The sequence below is a fragment of the Streptomyces sp. NPDC058579 genome, from assembly GCF_042718575.1.
In the GTDB taxonomy this organism is placed as follows: domain Bacteria; phylum Actinomycetota; class Actinomycetes; order Streptomycetales; family Streptomycetaceae; genus Streptomyces.
The window spans coordinates 407965-423837 of sequence record NZ_JBHXPI010000002.1 but is presented as its reverse complement, the minus strand read 5'-3'; the positions used below and the strand labels follow the sequence as shown (position 1 = coordinate 423837).

At 71.6% G+C, this 15873-nt stretch carries 14 protein-coding genes and 1 riboswitch; of the genes, 5 read left to right on the top strand and 9 right to left on the bottom strand.

Translation table 11 applies throughout. The features are described from left to right. Positions 1-54: 54 nt before the first annotated feature. Genes ACFWRO_RS04790 through ACFWRO_RS04775 form a run of 4 tightly spaced genes read left to right on the top strand, consistent with a single transcriptional unit; the run spans position 55 to position 4318 of the window. Complete coding sequence (locus ACFWRO_RS04790; protein WP_384504311.1) at positions 55-1224, top strand: STM4014 family protein; 1170 nt, start codon at positions 55-57, stop codon at positions 1222-1224. Positions 1225-1244: 20 nt separating this feature from the next. Then, the gene (locus ACFWRO_RS04785) at positions 1245-2066 is read left to right on the top strand and encodes an STM4013/SEN3800 family hydrolase (RefSeq protein ID WP_384504310.1); all 822 of its coding nucleotides are present in this window, start codon (positions 1245-1247) and stop codon (positions 2064-2066) included. Next, complete coding sequence (locus ACFWRO_RS04780) at positions 2063-3430, top strand: STM4012 family radical SAM protein (RefSeq protein WP_384504308.1); 1368 nt, start codon at positions 2063-2065, stop codon at positions 3428-3430. The genes ACFWRO_RS04785 and ACFWRO_RS04780 overlap by 4 nt, the downstream gene beginning before the upstream one ends. Positions 3431-3439: 9 nt before the next feature. Next, positions 3440-4318, top strand: a complete 879-nt coding sequence (locus ACFWRO_RS04775) for an STM4011 family radical SAM protein (protein ID WP_384504306.1) — start codon at positions 3440-3442, stop codon at positions 4316-4318. Here ACFWRO_RS04775 and ACFWRO_RS04770 read toward each other — a convergent pair. Both ACFWRO_RS04770 and ACFWRO_RS04765 read right to left on the bottom strand, forming a co-directional pair. Continuing rightward, a complete protein-coding gene (locus tag ACFWRO_RS04770) occupies positions 4305-5117 on the bottom strand; it encodes an SGNH/GDSL hydrolase family protein (RefSeq protein WP_384504303.1) in 813 nt (270 codons plus the stop codon). The two genes, ACFWRO_RS04775 and ACFWRO_RS04770, sit on opposite strands and share 14 nt — an antisense overlap. 177 nt (positions 5118-5294) lie before the next feature. Beyond that, positions 5295-6269, bottom strand: a complete 975-nt coding sequence (locus ACFWRO_RS04765; RefSeq protein ID WP_384504301.1) for a peptidoglycan DD-metalloendopeptidase family protein — start codon at positions 6267-6269, stop codon at positions 5295-5297. Positions 6270-6273: 4 nt separating this feature from the next. Further along, a riboswitch (cyclic di-AMP (ydaO/yuaA leader) is annotated at positions 6274-6433 on the bottom strand. Between the two features lie 394 nt (positions 6434-6827). On the opposite strand from ACFWRO_RS04765, the gene ACFWRO_RS04760 reads away from it, so the two are divergent. After that, on the top strand, positions 6828-7640 hold the full coding sequence (locus ACFWRO_RS04760) for a tyrosine-protein phosphatase (RefSeq protein WP_384504299.1): 813 nt from the start codon (positions 6828-6830) through the stop codon (positions 7638-7640). Positions 7641-7656: 16 nt separating this feature from the next. Here the strand turns inward: ACFWRO_RS04760 and ACFWRO_RS04755 are convergent, their stop codons facing one another. The 7 genes from ACFWRO_RS04755 to shc all read right to left on the bottom strand — a co-directional run bounded on the left by ACFWRO_RS04755 (position 7657) and on the right by shc (position 15710). After that, the gene (locus ACFWRO_RS04755) at positions 7657-7812 is read right to left on the bottom strand and encodes a DUF6126 family protein (RefSeq protein WP_384504297.1); all 156 of its coding nucleotides are present in this window, start codon (positions 7810-7812) and stop codon (positions 7657-7659) included. 33 nt (positions 7813-7845) lie between these two features. Beyond that, the gene (locus ACFWRO_RS04750; protein WP_384504295.1) at positions 7846-8484 is read right to left on the bottom strand and encodes a helix-turn-helix domain-containing protein; all 639 of its coding nucleotides are present in this window, start codon (positions 8482-8484) and stop codon (positions 7846-7848) included. A gap of 95 nt (positions 8485-8579) precedes the next feature. Beyond that, positions 8580-9965, bottom strand: a complete 1386-nt coding sequence (locus tag ACFWRO_RS04745; protein WP_384504293.1) for an aspartate aminotransferase family protein — start codon at positions 9963-9965, stop codon at positions 8580-8582. Next, complete coding sequence (gene dxs, locus ACFWRO_RS04740) at positions 9962-11839, bottom strand: 1-deoxy-D-xylulose-5-phosphate synthase (RefSeq protein WP_384504291.1); 1878 nt, start codon at positions 11837-11839, stop codon at positions 9962-9964. Before dxs ends, ACFWRO_RS04745 begins: the two co-directional genes overlap by 4 nt. A 112-nt stretch (positions 11840-11951) precedes the next feature. Next, complete coding sequence (gene hpnH, locus ACFWRO_RS04735; RefSeq protein WP_384504289.1) at positions 11952-12974, bottom strand: adenosyl-hopene transferase HpnH; 1023 nt, start codon at positions 12972-12974, stop codon at positions 11952-11954. A gap of 7 nt (positions 12975-12981) precedes the next feature. After that, positions 12982-13731, bottom strand: coding sequence for a 1-hydroxy-2-methyl-2-butenyl 4-diphosphate reductase (locus tag ACFWRO_RS04730; RefSeq protein WP_384504287.1), 750 nt, complete (start codon positions 13729-13731; stop codon positions 12982-12984). Next, positions 13731-15710: a squalene--hopene cyclase gene (shc, locus tag ACFWRO_RS04725; RefSeq protein WP_384504285.1), complete on the bottom strand. Its 1980-nt coding sequence runs from the start codon at positions 15708-15710 to the stop codon at positions 13731-13733. Before shc ends, ACFWRO_RS04730 begins: the two co-directional genes overlap by 1 nt. Positions 15711-15873 lie beyond the last annotated feature (163 nt).

Here is a 15873-nt window from a genome sequence, read left to right as displayed (position 1 = left end):
CCGCCCCCGGCACACACGCCCCTCGCACACGCGCCGCTCCCGTACGCACCACCCGTGCACGCGCGGCTCACGCACGCGCCGCTAGGGAAGTCCGCGCGGCTCGTCGTCGTCGGCAACCCGGGCAACCGCCGGGTCGCGTACTTCCGCGACGCGGTGCGGGCGGCCGGGCTGCCCGAGGCGCGGGTCGAGCCCTGGCTCGACGTGCTGCGGGGCGGGGGAAGGTTCCACCCGGGCGAGACGGTACGGCTCGAGTCGCCGGGCGAGGACCCGGAGGTCGAGCGGCTGCTGCGCGGCACGGACGACCCGACCCGGGTCGAGGGAACGGCCCGCTGGTACGCGGCGTTCACGGCCGCCACGGCGCGGCTCGCCCGGACCGTCGGCGACGCGGGGGCCGTCCTGGTCGACGACCCCGCCGAGCCGGCGGTGCTCTTCGACAAGCGGCTCGCCCACGCCCGGCTGCGCGCGGCCGGGGTTCCGGTGCCGGACTCGCCGACGTCCGGGGCGGCCGGTCCGCCCGTACGGGACTGGGCGGACGTCCGCTCCCTCATGGCGGCCGCGGAGCTGCCCCGGGTCTTCGTGAAGCTCGCGCACGGCTCGTCAGCCTCGGGGGTCCTGGCCGTGGAGACGAACGGCACCGGACGCGTCCAGGCCACCACCTCCGTGGAACGGGCCCCGGACGGATGCCTCTTCAACTCCCTCCGGGTGCGCCGCTACACGACCGAGCGCGAGGTCGCCGCGATCGTGGACGCGCTCGCCCCGGACGGTCTGCACATCGAGCGCTGGCTGCCGAAGGCGGCGCAGCACGGCCGGGCGGCCGATCTGCGGGTGGTCGTGATCGACGGGCGCGCGACCCACGCCGTCGTGCGGACCAGCCGCTCCCCGATGACCAACCTCCATCTCGGCGGCGCCCGGGGCGACCTGGGCGCCGTGCGCGCGGCCGTCTCTGCCGCGGGCGGGCGGTGGGCGGACGCGCTGGAGGTGTGCGAGCGGGCGGCCGACGCCTTCCCTGGCACGCGGTGCGTCGGCATCGACCTCCTGCCGGCCGTCGGCTGGCGGCGCTTCGCCGTCGGCGAAGTCAACGCCTTCGGCGACCTCCTCCCCGGCCTCACCGGCCTGCCGGGCAGCGGCGCCGAAGGCCAGGACACCTACGCCGCCCAGGTCACCGCACTCCTAAGCGGCAACAACAACCGCACCACCCGCACCACAGGAACGAGCACCACGTGAACCGGCAGCACGCACCCGACATGAACGAGATCGTGGGCAGCCACGACCTCCTCCTGGTCACGCTCGACACCCTCCGGTACGACGTGGCCGCCGAACTCGCCGCCGCGGGCCGCATCCCGAACCTGGCCCGGCACCTCCCGGACAGCCGCTGGGAACGCCGACACGCCCCAGGAAGCTTCACGTACGCCTCCCACCAGGCGATCTTCGCCGGTTTCCTGCCGACCCCGGCCGCCCCGGGTCCGCACCCCCGCCTCTTCGCCGCGCGGTTCGCGGGCAGCGAGACCACCGCCGACGGCACGTTCGTGTACGACACCCCCGACCTCGTCACCGGCCTCGCCAAACACGGCTACCGCACCGCGTGCGTCGGCGGTGTCGGGTTCTTCAACGGGCAGGGCCCGCTCGGTTCGGTTCTGCCGGGGCTCTTCGAGGAGAGCCACTGGGAGCCCGCCTTCGGCGTCGCCTCCCCCACCTCCTTCGAGTCCCAGGTGACGAGGGCCGAGGAGATCGTCGCCGCGCTCCCCGCCGAGCAGCGGCTCTTCCTCTTCGTGAACGTCTCCGCGCTGCACCAGCCCAACTGGTTCCATCTCCCCGGCGCGACCCGGGAGTCCGGCGACACCCGCGCCTCGCACGCGGCGGCCCTGGAGTACGTGGACCGGCACATCGGCCGCCTCTTCGCCGCGATGAGCAGCCGCCGCCCCTGCTTCGCGATCGTCTGCTCGGACCACGGCACCGCGTACGGAGAGGACGGCTTCACCGGTCACCGGCTCGGCCACGAGGTCGTCTGGAACGTCCCGTACGCCCACTTCCTCCTGTCCGGACCGCGCTCGGAGGCTCACGCATGACCGAGTCGCCCCGACCGTACGAGAGTTACGTCTACGCCTACCCGCACAAGACGGCGTACCGGCCGCTCCCCGACCCGGCGCCCTCCCTCGCCGCGCTCTGGCGGGACGAGCCGAAGGACGCGCTCTCCCTCTACGCCCACATACCGTTCTGCGAGATCCGCTGCGGCTTCTGCAACCTCTTCACCCGGATCGGTGCCCCGGACGAGCTGACGACCCGCTACCTCGACGCCCTCGACCGCCAGGCGACCACCGTCCGCGAAGCGCTCGGCGACGCCGAGCCCGTCCGCTTCGCCACGGCCGCCTTCGGCGGCGGTACCCCCACCTTCCTCACCGCCGACGAGCTGGAGCGGCTCTGCGACATCGCCGAGAAGCGGATGGGCGTCGACCTGCGCGCCGTCCCCCTCTCCGTCGAGACCTCCCCGTCGACCGCGACCGCCGACCGGCTCGCGGTCCTCGCCGAGCGCGGGGCCACCCGCCTCAGCATCGGCGTGCAGAGCTTCGTGGAGGCGGAGGCCCGCGCCGCCGTGCGTCCCCAGCGCCGCGCCGAGGTCGAGGCCGCACTCGGCCGGATCCGCGAGACCGGCGTCCCCGTCCTCAACATCGACCTGATCTACGGCATCGACGGCCAGACCGAAAGAACCTGGACCCAATCGCTCGACGCCGCCCTCGCCTGGCACCCGGAGGAGCTCTACCTCTACCCGCTGTACGTCCGTCCCCTCACCGGCCTCGGCCGGCTCTCGGCGACCGCCGACCGCGACTGGGACGAGCAGCGGCTGCGGCTCTACCGCCACGGCCGGGACCATCTGCTCGCCCGCGGCTACGAGCAGGTGTCGATGCGCATGTTCCGGCGCGCCGACGCCCCGCCACAGGGCGCCGACGACTACGCCTGCCAGACCGACGGCATGATCGGCCTCGGCTGCGGGGCCCGCTCGTACACCTCGGCGCTGCACTACTCCTTCGACTACGCCGTCGAGATGCGGGAGATCCGCGCGATCATCGACGACTACACCGCGACCGAAGACTTCGGCCGGGCGCGGGTGGGCCGCTGGGTCGACACGGACGAGGCGGACGAGGCGGACCAAGCGGCCGAGCCGGACGAGGCCCGCCGCCGTCACCTCCTCCAGTCCCTCCTCCAGGCCCAGGGCATGCCGACCGGGGAGTACCAGGACCGGTTCGGCGCCTCGCCGTTCGCGGACTTCCCCGACGAGCTGGGCCGGTTCGAAGCGCTGGGCTGGCTGGACCGGGCGGCGCCCGCCGGGCTGCTGCGGCTCTCCGCCGAGGGCCTGGCGCACTCGGACGCGCTCGGTCCCGCGCTCTTCTCCCCGGCGGTCCGGGCGGCGATGGCCGCCTACGAGCTGAAGTAGGGCGTCGACATGGACCTGACCATCCTGTACCGGGGGCCGCTCGCCTCCTGCGACTACGACTGCCCCTACTGCCCCTTCGCCAAGCGCCGCGACAGCCGTGAACAGCTGCGGGCCGACCGGGCCGCACTGGAACGTTTCGCCGCCTGGGCGGCGGAACAGACCGGCGACCGGCTGAGGATCCTCTTCACGCCGTGGGGCGAGGGCCTGGTCCGCTCCTGGTACCGGCGCACCCTCGCCGAGCTGTCCCACCTGCCGCACATCGATCGGGTGGCGATCCAGACCAATCTGAGCTGCCGCACCGACTGGCTGGCCGAGGCCGACCCCGGGACCCTCGCGCTCTGGTGCACGTACCATCCCGGCCAGACGCCGTACGACCGCTTCCTCGCGAAGTGCCGCGAGCTGGCGGCCAGGGGCACCCGGTTCAGCGTCGGGGTCGTCGGCCTGCCCGAGCACCGGGAGCACGCTCTGCGGCTGCGCGCGGACCTCCCGCCCGAGGTCTACCTCTGGGTGAACGCGGCGGAGGGCCACACGTACACCGACGAGGAGGCCGAGGGCTGGACGGCCCTCGATCCCCTCTTCCCGTACAGCCGCCGTCCGCACCGCTCCGCCGGGCTGCCCTGCCGGACCGGCGAGTCGGTGATCTCCGTGGACGGCGAAGGGACCGTGCGCCGCTGCCACTTCGTCAAGGCCGAGCTCGGCAACCTGTACGACGGCTCGTACCGTGCCGCCCTGCGCCCGCGCGCCTGCCCGCTCGCCGTCTGCGACTGCCACATCGGCTACGTCCACCTGGAGACGCTGCCGCTGTACGACGTGTTCGCCGGCGGGGTCCTGGAGCGGATCCCGGCTCCGGCTCCGGCCGCGCCCGACAGACTGCTCAGAGAGGCATGAGGTCGCCGAGCGGCATGAGGTCGGGCCGCTTGGCCGCGACGTCGTCGCCCGAGCTCTCGCCCCGCAGCCGCCGCCCGATCCACGGGACGAGGTACTCCCTGGCCCAGTGGATGTCGTCGCGGCGGACCTCCAGGGTCCCCCTCGGCGGCAGCGGCGGCCAGGCCTGGTCCGGGTCGGCCGGCACCTCCATGCCGAGGACCTGGGCGGCGCGCAGCGCGACCCGGGTGTGCCCCTCCGGCGAGAGGTGCAGCCGGTCGCCGTCCCAGGCCCGCCTGTCCTGAACGGACTTGAGCGACCACAGGTCGAGGACCGGGCAGTCGTAGCGGTCCGCGATGGACCGGACGTGGGCGGTGTACGTCGCGATCTTGCCGCGCAGGTGCCGCAGCACGGGTACGTCGCGGGTGTCGAAGCCGGTCGTCACCATCACCGTGCCGACGGCCGACGTCAGGTCGGCGACGGCGCGCTCGAAGCGCTCGGCGACGTCGTCCGGGTCGGTGCCGGGCCGGATGATGTCGTTGCCGCCCGCGCAGAAACTCACCAGGTCGGGGGCGAGTTCCCTGGCCCTCGGAACCTGCTCCGCGACGATCTGGTCGAGGAGCCGGCCTCGGACGGCCAGATTGGCGTAACGGAACGCGTCGTGCTCCGGCAATTGGTCGGCGAGAAGTACCGCGAAACGGTCCGCCCAGCCGACGTACTGCCCGTCCGGCCCGGGATCTCCCACGCCCTCGGTGAAGCTGTCCCCGATCGCCGCGTACGACCCGAATGCCTTCATGTCTCTTGATCTCGAATCGTCTGCCACGGGAGTTCATCTTTCCCTTACACATGTGACCTACGCGACCGTAAGGAGGGGTTGACGCCGGGTGAGATACGCCACCGGTCAAGATTCCACAAAGCCGGAATACGCCGCAGGGGCCCGGCACACCGAAGTGCCGGGCCCCTGTGGGGTGCTGCGGATGACGCGGGTGACGCGGAGGCGTCAGATGCCGACGCCGTGCTGGCGCAGGTACGCCAGCGGGTCGATGTCCGAGCCGTAGCTCGGGCCGGTGCGGATCTCGAAGTGCAGGTGCGGGCCGCTGGAGTTGCCGGTCGAGCCGGAGAGGCCAATCTGCTGGCCGCCCGTGACGGTCTGGCCGGCCGAGACGGAGAGCGAGGAGAGGTGGGCGTACTGGGAGTACGTGCCGTCGGCGTGCTGGATGACGACCTCGTTGCCGTACGAGCCGCTCCAGCCGGCCGAGTGGACGGTGCCCGCGCCGACGGCCTTCACCGAGGTGCCGGAGGAGGCGATGAAGTCGACACCGGTGTGGTAGCCGGAGGACCACATCGAGCCGGAGGCACGGTACGGGGTGGAGATGCCACCGCCGACCGGAGCGACCCAGCCGGAGGAGGAGGCCTGCGCGGGGGCGGAGTCCTGGGTGGAGGTGGCCGCGGTGCGCTCGGAGGAGCGGGAGGCGCGCGACTCGCTCGTGTCGGAGGACGAGGACTTCTTCTCGGCCTTCGGGGCGGCCTTGGGCGCGGCCTTCGGGGCAGCCTTGGGGGCCGCGGCCTTCGGGGCGGCCGTCGACTTGGCGCCGAGGGTGAGCTTCATGCCGGGCAGGATCAGCGACGGGTTCTCGCCGACGACCTGGCGGTTGTCGGCGTAGAGCTTCTGCCAGCCACCGTTGAGGTCGTGCTCGGCGGCGATCTTCGACAGGTAGTCGCCGCGGACGACGGAGTACGTCTTCGGCTTCGCCGCGGGGGCGGCGGCCGGAGCGGCCGGGGCCTTCGCGGGAGTGACGGCGACGGCGGTGACGGCCTTCTCGGGCGTCACGGTCGGAGCGGCCTTCTCGGCGGCGTGGGCTCCGGTCGCGCCGAGCAGCGGGAGGGCGACGACTGCGCCACCGGTGCCGGCGGCGACGAATCCGCGCGTGATCGGGTTGACCTTGGGACGGCGATGCTTACCCTTCGCGGGCATGGCGAATTCCTCTCCGTCGCCTGCGAGGTGAGCTGTCGGGTTCGGACTGGAGATGTCCGGCCGCGTTCTCACGCGGCTTAACCCCAAGCCGTCCGGTCAGACCGGTGCGGCGTACTTACCTGGGTCCCCCGCTCCTGCCGTACGTGGATGGGTGCGGATTCGATTCCGGGCGGTGGCAGGATTCGGCGGTCCGACCGGATTGAGCGTGACGCTAGACGAGCGGGGTCGAGCCGAACAAGCCGCCCGATTCCACGCGCATTCAGCGGCGTGATATTCGTACCGAATTCCGGTCACCCTCCGTGGATGACGGAGGATCGATTTCCTTTTCCGGCCAGGGAATTGGTCCGGACGATCAGGCACGGTCCGTCACCTTTGAGACGCTGCTCACGCCCCGAATCCCATCTCCCCTGCAACCAGGGCGCGTTATACCGAAGGGTTTAATTCGGACAGAACGCCCATTCCCTTACCCAGGGGTGCGCACAGCCCTCGACACCCGGGATGATTGCCCCAGGAATCGATCAGGAACCGATCGCGATCCGTCTACCTTCAGGAGCACTCGTGACGCAGCAGCTGCCCCAGGTCCCGTCGACCGAACCCGAGCTCACCGGGGTACGCAACTTCCGCGATGTGGGCGGACTGCCGACCGTGGACGGTGGTGCGGTGCGCTTCGGACGCCTCTTCCGCAGCGGCCACCTGGCCCACGCCACCGAGGAGGACGCGGCGTTCCTCTCCACCCTCGGGCTGCACACGATCTTCGACTTCCGCAATCAGGCCGACGTCAAGATCGAGGGCCCGGACGTCGACCTGCCCGGTGTACGGAATGTGAACATACCGCTCAACGACCCGGCCGACGGCAAGGAGTTCTGGAAGCTCGTCCGCTCCGGCGAGCTGGAGCAGCTCCGCGAGATCCTCGGGGACGGCAAGGCGGCGACCCGAATGTCCGATTCGTACCGGCAGATGATCGTCGAGCGGACGGCGGAGCACAGCCGCATCCTGCACGCGCTCGCCGAGGACAGCGTCCCGGCGCTCATGCACTGCGCGGCCGGCAAGGACCGGGCCGGCCTCTCGATCGCCATCTCGCTGCTCGCGGTGGGCGTCGAGCGCGAGGCGATCGAGGCCGACTACGTGAAGTCGAACGACCCGCACCGCCGCTACAAGGTGCGCCGCGCCTCCTCCGCCTCGGACGCGATGGCGCCCGAGGTGATGGAGCTGATCAGCCCGCTGTTCGACGCGCGGGTGGAGTACCTGCGGGCCGCGTTCGAGACGATGGAGCAGACCTGGGGGACGGCCGAGAACTACCTCACCGACGGCCTGAAGCTCAGCCCGGAGACCCGTGCGCGGCTGCGCGAGCGGCTCGTCGTCGAGGCGTGACCGCACCTGCCGCGTGTCACTGGTTCTGCGCGCCCAGGGCGAACAGCAGATAGAGGAACCCGGCGAAGAGGTGCCCGGCCACGAGGTACGCGAAGAGCCGGAGGACCAGCCCCTTGGGGAACTTGCCGTTCTCGCGCTCCTCGCCGGTGACCGGCTTGAACTTCTCGGACATATCGGTCCTTTCCATATCAGGCCTTCGAAGGGCTCAGCGCAGGTGCGGCGCGCCGTCGCCGAGGCACAGCTCGGCGGCGGGGCTCTGCATCAGCGTGTGGACGAAGAGCAGCTCGGCCCCGCCGCGCCCGGCGGCGCCGATCCGGTGCGGGGTGAGCGAGTCGAAGTGCGCGCTGTCCCCGGGGTCCAGGACATGGACGGCGTCGCCGAGCGCGAGGCGCACCTGGCCGTCGAGGACGTACAGCCACTCCTCGCCGGGATGGACGCGCACGATGTCGGCCCGGGTGGCGTACGGCACGTGGACGCGGAGCGCCTGCAGGGCGCGGCCCGGCCCCCCGGCCTGGCGGTAGGTCCAGCCGTCGGCCTCGACGGGCTCGGACCGGCCGGCCCGGACGATCGGATCACGCTCGGCCGGAACCTCGCCCAGGAGCGCGGAGACCGTCGTACCGTAGATACGGGCCAGGGCCAGCAGCATCGGGAGCGAGGGCTGGCGGTGGCCCGTCTCGAGTCGGGAGAGATGGGCCGGGGAGAGCCCGGCCCGCTGCGCGGCGGCCTCCAGGGTCAGCCCGCGGCGCCGGCGCAGTCCTCGCAGCTGCGGCGCGACGTCCGGCAGGACGGCGGTCGCCTCCGCTGCGGCTGGGTCCGGGGACGGCTCTCCGGGGAGGTGCTCCATGCCTCCATTCCGCCAGTTTTTTTCCTCTGAGGCAAATTTCTTGCCCCAGAGGCAAAGAGACTCGGCAAGAGTCGAGAAGCAGGGCCAGCCGACCGTCAGCGCTGCGCGACCGCCTGCTTGACCAGCGTCTTCCCGAAGTCCCACATCAGCCCGCCGCCGCCGTGGGCGTCGTCCATGACCGCCGTGAACGCGGTCACGAAGCGGTCCACGTCCGCCTCGTCGATGACCAGCGGCGGGATCAGCTTGATCACCTCCAGATGGTCCCCCGACACCTGGGTCAGGATCCGGTGGCGCTGGAGCAGCGGTACGACGACCATCTGCGCGAAGAGACCCTTCCGGGCGGCCTGCAGCATCGTCCACCGGCTGCGCAGGCCGATCGACGAGGGCCGGCCGAACTCGATCCCGATCATCAGCCCGCGCCCGCGGATCTCGTGCAGCAGCTCGTAGCGCGGCACGAGCTCCTTCAGACGCGAGGAGAGCAGCTCGCCGATCCGGCGCGCGTGCGCCACCGTCCCCTCGTTCTCCATCACCGCGAGCACGGCGAGCCCGGCGGCCATGGCCTGGGCGTTCGAGCCGAAGCTGGCGGAGTGGACGAGGACGCGGTCCATGGACGAGTAGACCTTCTTGAAGATCCAGTCCTTGCCGAGCGTCGCGCCGACGGGCACGTACCCGCCGGAGAGGGCCTTGGCGACACAGAGCAGATCGGGCTCGACGCCCTCCTCGTGCTGGTACGCGTAGAAGTCCCCGGTCCTGCCGAGCCCGGTCTGCACCTCGTCGGCGATCAGCACGGCCCCGTGCCGGTGCAGCAGCTCCTGAGCGGCGCGCAGAAAGCCGGGCGGGGCCTCGTGCACCCCCTTGCCCTGGATCGGCTCGACCACGAAGCCGGCCACGTCGCCCTTGCGCAGCTCCCGCTCCAGGGCGTCGAGGTCGCCGAGGGCGATCGCCGTGTCGGGCAGCAGCGGGGTGAAGCCGTCCCGGAAGCCCTTCTCCCCGTTCACCGAGAGGGAGCCGGTGGTCAGGCCGTGGAAGGCGTGCGCGCAGTAGAGGATCCTGGGCTTCCCGGTGGCGTACCGGGCGAACTTGAGGGCGGTCTCCACCGCTTCCGTACCGCTGTTGCCGAAGAAGACCCGGTCGAGGTGCGGGCTGTGGGCGAGCAGCTTCTCGGCGAGCAGGCCCGGCAGCGGCTGGCAGTCGAAGCGGGTGAGGTCGGCGAGCTGGGCGTCCAGGACGTCGTGGAGGGCTTGGCGGACGACGGGGTGGTGCCGGCCGAGGCCCATGACGCCGAAGCCGGCCAGCATGTCGAGGTAGTCCTCGCCGTCGGCGTCCCAGAAGTGGGCGCCCTCGGCCCGTTCGTAGACCTTGTCGAAGCCGATCGTGTGCAGCATGCGCGGGAGCTGGTGGTTGAGGTACCGGCCGTGCAGCTCGTAGCGCTCCGCGCCGCGTTCGGCGAGCAGTGCCGAGAGGTCGAACTCCTTGCTCATCGCCCCTTCTTCCGGGTCAGTGCGGCGCTGATGTTCCCGGCGAGCTCCACCGGGGTGAGGCCGAGGTCGGCGAGGACCTCGCCGCGCTTGGCGTGGGCGAGGAACTGTTCGGGGATCCCGAAGGTCCTCAGCGGGACGTCGATGCCCGCGTCGCGCAGGGCCCGGCCGACGGCGGCGCCGACTCCGCCGGTGCGGATACCGTCCTCGACGACGGCGACCAGGCGGTGCCGTTCGGCGAGCGGAGCGAGGGCCTCGTCGACGGGTGTGACCCAGCGGGGGTCAAGCACGGTGCAGCGGACGCCCCGTCCGGCCAGGAGGTCGGCGGCCTGGAGGCAGACCTCGGCCATCACCCCGACGGCGACGAGCAGCACCTCGGGGTCCTCGTCCCTGAGGAGGACGTCCATCGAGCCGATCCGGCCGACGGCCGGGACCGGCGGGCCGACGGTCTCCTTGGGGAAGCGCAGCACGGTCGGGGCGTCGTCGACGGCGACGGCCTCGCGCAGCTGGGCGCGGAGCTGGTCGGCGTCGCGCGGGGCGGCGATCCGGATACCGGGCACGACCTGGAGGACGGAGAGGTCCCACATGCCGTTGTGCGAGGGGCCGTCGGTGCCGGTGACGCCGGCCCGGTCCAGGACGAAGGTGACGCCGCACCTGTGTAGGGCGACGTCCATGAGCAGCTGGTCGAAGGCGCGGTTGAGGAAGGTCGCGTAGACGGCGACGACCGGGTGGAGTCCGCCGGTGGCCAGGCCGGCGGCGGAGACGACGGCGTGCTGCTCGGCGATGCCGACGTCCCAGACCCGGTCGGGGAAGCGTTCGGCGAACTTCGTGAGGCCGACGGGGTGGAGCATGGCCGCGGTGAGCGCGACGACGTCCGGCCGCTCGGCCCCGATCTCGGCGATGGCGTCACCGAAGACGGAGGTCCAGGAGGGTCCGGCCGAGGGGGCGAGCGGTTCGCAGGTGACCGGGTCCATGGCGCCGACGGCGTGGAAGCGGTCCGCCTCGTCCTCCAGGGCGGGGCGGTAGCCGCGGCCCTTCTCGGTGAGGCAGTGCACCAGGACCGGCCCGTGGAAACGCTGGGCCCGGCGCAGGGCCGACTCGACGGCCGCGAGGTCGTGACCGTCGACGGGTCCGACGTACTTCAGCCCCAGGTCCTCGAAGAGCCCCTGCGGGGCGAACGTGTCCTTGAACCCCTTCTTGGCGCCGTGCAGCGAGCCGTAGAGAGGGCGGCCGATCACGGGGGTGTGCTGGAGGACGTCCTTGCCCCAGGCGAGCACCCGCTCGTAGTCGTCCGTGGTCCGAAGGGCGGCCAGGTGGTCGGCGAGACCGCCGATCGTGGGCGCGTAGGAGCGTTCGTTGTCGTTGACGACGACGATCAGGGGCCGGTCGGGGGCGGCGGCGATGTTGTTGAGCGCCTCCCAGGCCATGCCGCCGGTCAGGGCTCCGTCGCCGATGACGGCGACGACGTGGTCGTCCTTCTTCAGGACCTTGTTCGCCTTGGCGAGACCGTCCGCCCAGCCGAGGACGGTCGAGGCATGCGAGTTCTCGATGACGTCGTGGACCGACTCCTCGCGGGAGGGGTAGCCGGAGAGCCCGCCCTTGCAGCGCAGCTTGGAGAAGTCCTGGCGCCCGGTGAGGAGTTTGTGGACGTAGCTCTGGTGCCCGGTGTCCCAGAGGATGCGGTCGGCGGGCGAGTCGAAGACCCGGTGCAGCGCGAGGGTCAGCTCCACCACGCCGAGGTTGGGTCCCAGGTGGCCGCCCGTCCTGGCGACCGCGTGGATCAGGAACTGCCGGATCTCCTCGGCGAGTTCGTCGAGCTCGGCGCCGCCCAGCGGCCGGAGGTCGCGCGGCCCCCGGATGGTCTCCAGAATCGTCATGCTCGGCCCCCTTTCGTCGTTCGGCTCCGCACCCTCGGCCGTACGGGGAGGGCCGCGCCCGATGGCGCGCGGGCCCTCCCGTACACGTCACATCACGTCACGTCACGTCACGTCATCCGCGGTTGCCGGAGACGGTCTCGCGGGCCGCCCTCAGGGACTCCTTGAGCGAGCCCATGGTGGCGAGGACGGCGGTCGGTTCGTAGCCGCAGTGCGCCATGCAGTTGGCGCAGCGCGGGTCCTTGCCCCGGCCGTACTTGTCCCAGTCGGTCTCCTCGATCAGCTCCCGGTAGGTGGGGACGTAGCCGTCGCTCATCAGGTAGCAGGGTCGCTGCCAGCCGAAGAGCGAGTAGTTCGGGATCGCCCACGCGGTGCACGGGAAGTCCGCCTTGCCCTCCAGGAAGTCCAGGAAGAGCGGCGAGTGGTTGAGGCGCCACCGGCCCCGGTTGCCGCCCGCGAAGGCCTTCTTGAAGAGTTCGCGGGTCTGCTCGACGCCGAGGAAGTGCTCCTGGTCGGGTGCCTTCTCGTAGGCGTACGCCGGCGAGATCATCATCTCGTCGACCTGGAGGTCGTCGTTGAGGTAGTTGAGCACCTCGATGATGGTCTGCGGGGTGTCGGTGTTGAAGAAGGTCGAGTTGGTGGTGACCCGGAAGCCCTGCCGCTTGGCCTCCTTGATCGCCGCCACCGCCTCGTCGAACACGCCCTCCTTGGCTACGGATTCGTCGTGCCGCTCGCGCAGCCCGTCGATGTGCACCGCGAAGGCGAAGTACCGGGAGGGGGTGAAGTTCTCCAGCTTCTTGCGCATCAGCATCGCGTTGGTGCAGAGGAAGACGTACTTCTTCTTCGCGACCAACTGGCGCACGATCTCGTCGATCTGAGGGTGCATCAGGGGCTCGCCGCCGGCGATGGAGACCATCGGCGCCCCGGACTCCAGGACAGCGCCGACGGCCTGGGCGACCGGCATCCGCTGCTTGAGCACACCGGCCGGGTGCTGGATCTTTCCGCAGCCCTCGCACTTGAGGTTGCAGGCGAACAGGGGCTCCAGTTCGACGATGAGCGGGAACTTTTCCCGCTTGCGGAGCTTCTGTTCGACGAGATAGGTCCCGACCCGGATGGTCTGACGGAGCGGCATGGCCATAACTAGCTCACCTCCTGGGGAGCAGCAAAGAACGGTGCCATTCGAAGAATGCGGGAAGGACGGCACGAAGTACACGGAACGCCGATATTCCCCCGCGTACCGTGCCGATCCGGACCAGTTCATGTTCTGGAGCGTCCACGACCACCCGTACGGCCGCAACCGGACGCGGTCCGGCCGCCAGCGCGGTACGGAGCGTGGCGGCGGACTCCATGTCGACGGCGATGGCGCCGGTGGCCGCAAGCTCGGCCCGCTCGTGACCCCGGACCACGTGGTCGGAGCCGGTCAGGGGGCCGGTGTGGACGGTGCGCCCGGGCAGCGCCCGGGTCAGGGCCTTCACCAGGAGCTCGGTCCCGATGCAGGCCGTGACCGTGGCGTGGCCGACCGGTGCGCCCGGGCCGACCGGCGCACCCGATCCGCCCGGGCCGACCGGGCCGACCGGGCCGACCGGGCCGACCGGGCCGACCGGGCCGCCCCGGGTCTCGTCGGCGACGATCAGGTCGCCCGGGTGTATCCCCGGGGCGAGCCCGGCGCAGAAGCCCGAGGCGATGACGGCGGCGTCCCGCCAGGGCTCCCGGTCCAGGGCCCGGGCGACGCCCCGGCGGGCGTGCTCCGGGCCCATGCCGGTGCGCACCACGGTGAAGGGGCCGGGCGCGCCGGTCCGGTCACCGCTGCGCAGGGCGAACTGCTCGATGCCGAGCGCGCAGGCGATCAGCAGCGGCGGTGCGGAGCCGGCCGGTGGCCCCGGCTCTTCGCCCATCAGGCCTCCCTGGAGACGGTCGGTTCGCCGTTCACGTAGCGGCCGAGGGCTGTGAGCGGGAAGACCTGCCGGTAGAGGTGGTAGTTGATGGAGAAGTCCCAGGGGAAGCCGGTTCCGGTGAAGTACGGCTCGTCCCAGGAGCCGTCCGCGTTCTGTGTCGCGGCCAGCCAGGCGACGCCCCGTCCCACCGCCTTGGAGTCGCGTCCGTCGGCCGCGAGCAGGGCGAGCAGCGCCCAGGCGGTCTGCGAGGCGGTCGAGGCGGGGCGCCCGAGCCAGGGCTGCGGCTTGTACGACCGCAGGTCCTCGCCCCAGCCGCCGTCCTCGTTCTGTACGGACTCCAGCCAGGCGACGGCCCGCCGGATCGCCGGGTGGGAGCGGGGCAGCCCGGCGGCGGTGAGCGCGGGAACCACCGATCCGGTCCCGTAGACGTAGTTGACGCCCCAGCGTCCGAACCAGGCGCCGTTGGGCTCCTGTTCGGCGAGCAGCCACTCGACTCCCCTGCGGGTACGGGGGTGCTGGGCCCTGCCCTCGTAGGCGAGCATCTCCACGACATGGGCGGTGACGTCGGCCGATGGCGGGTCGACGACCTCGCCGAAGTCGCAGAACGGCAGCCGGTTGGGGAAGGGGCTGGTGTTGTCGGCGTCGAAGGCGGCCCACGCGCCGTTCTTCGACTGCATGCCGAGGGTCCAGCGGCCGCCTCGCGCGATGGCCGCCTCGGTCCTGGAGGGATCGGGGTGCTTGACGCGGCGCAGCGCCAGGATGACCTCGGCGGTGTCGTCGATGTCCGGGTAGTTGTCGTTGTGGAACTCGAACGCCCAGCCGCCCGGGGGCAGTCCGGGCCGACGGACGGTCCAGTCACCGGGGCGGACGATCTCCTCGTCGAGCATCCAGTCGGCGGCCCGTACGAGCGCCGGGTGGTCGGCCGGGAGGCCCGCGTCGGCGAGGGCGATCGTGGCGAGGCAGGTGTCCCAGACGGGCGACTGGCAGGCCTCGATCATGCGCGATCCGTCCTCGCGCCAGACGGCGAACCGGTCGAGCGACTCGAGTCCTGCCCGCATGACCGGGTGTTCCAGGTCGTAGCCGAGCAGGCGCAGGGCGATCAGGGAGTAGACGGCGGGGGGCTGGATGCCGCCCCAGCAGCCGTCGTTCTCCTGGCGTTCGACGATCCAGCGGGCGGCGACGTTCATCGCGGTCTTGCGCAGCCGGCGCGGCGCCACCTTGCGGTAGACGTGCAGCGCCTTGTCGAGCCGCTGGAAGGCGCCGTCCCAACTCGCGGCGGGCGCCAGGGGTTTCACCGGGCTCGGCCGCTCCGGGTCGGTGTGCAGCTCGCCCAGGGCGAAGGGCGCGGGCCGCACCGGCCGCTTGGCGGAGACCACGGTGAGCGGCACGATGGTCTGCCGGGCCCAGCAGCCGAAGTCGTAGATGTTGAGCGGGAACCACTTGGGCAGGAAGATCAGCTCGGGCGGCAGCTCGGGCAGGTCGTCCCACTTCCACCAGCCGAAGAGGGCGAGCCAGATCCGGGTGAAGACCCGGGCGGCCGCGATCCCTCCCTTGTCCCGGATCCAGGCCGCGGCGCGGGCCATGTGCGGGTCCTCGGGCCGGTCGCCCGCCAGGCGGAGCGCGACGTAGGCCTCGATGGTGGTGGAGAGTTCGCCGGGTCCGCCGTAGAAGGTGGCCCAGGTGCCGTCCTCGCGCTGCTGGCCGCGGATGTGCAGGGCGGAGGCGAGGGTGGTGGCCTCGTCCCGGATGCCGAGGAACTGGCGCAGCAGGAGGTCTTCGGCGTCCATGGTGACGTTGGTCTCCAGGTCGCCCTTCCACCACCCTTCCGCGTCCTGGCGGCCGAGCAGGTGTGCGATGGAGCGTTCCGTCGCCCGCGCGGCCGCCTCTTCGAGGCCGCCGGGGGCGTGTGTGGTGGTGTCGCTGGCCGCGGTCGTCCGGGGGCCCATGGCCCCGGCGCTTCCGTCGGTCGTCGCTGTCATGGCTTCCCCTTCGTGCAGGCGGTGTACTTTGCGTACTTTCTGCTTCACTCGGGTCTGCCGTCGGGCGGGGGCCGGGGGGGCCGGCCGGCCCGCCCCCCCACAAAAAAAGGGTGTTGTGTTGAACTATTACGTTACAGTGTGGTATAAACAAAAGAACCAGCCG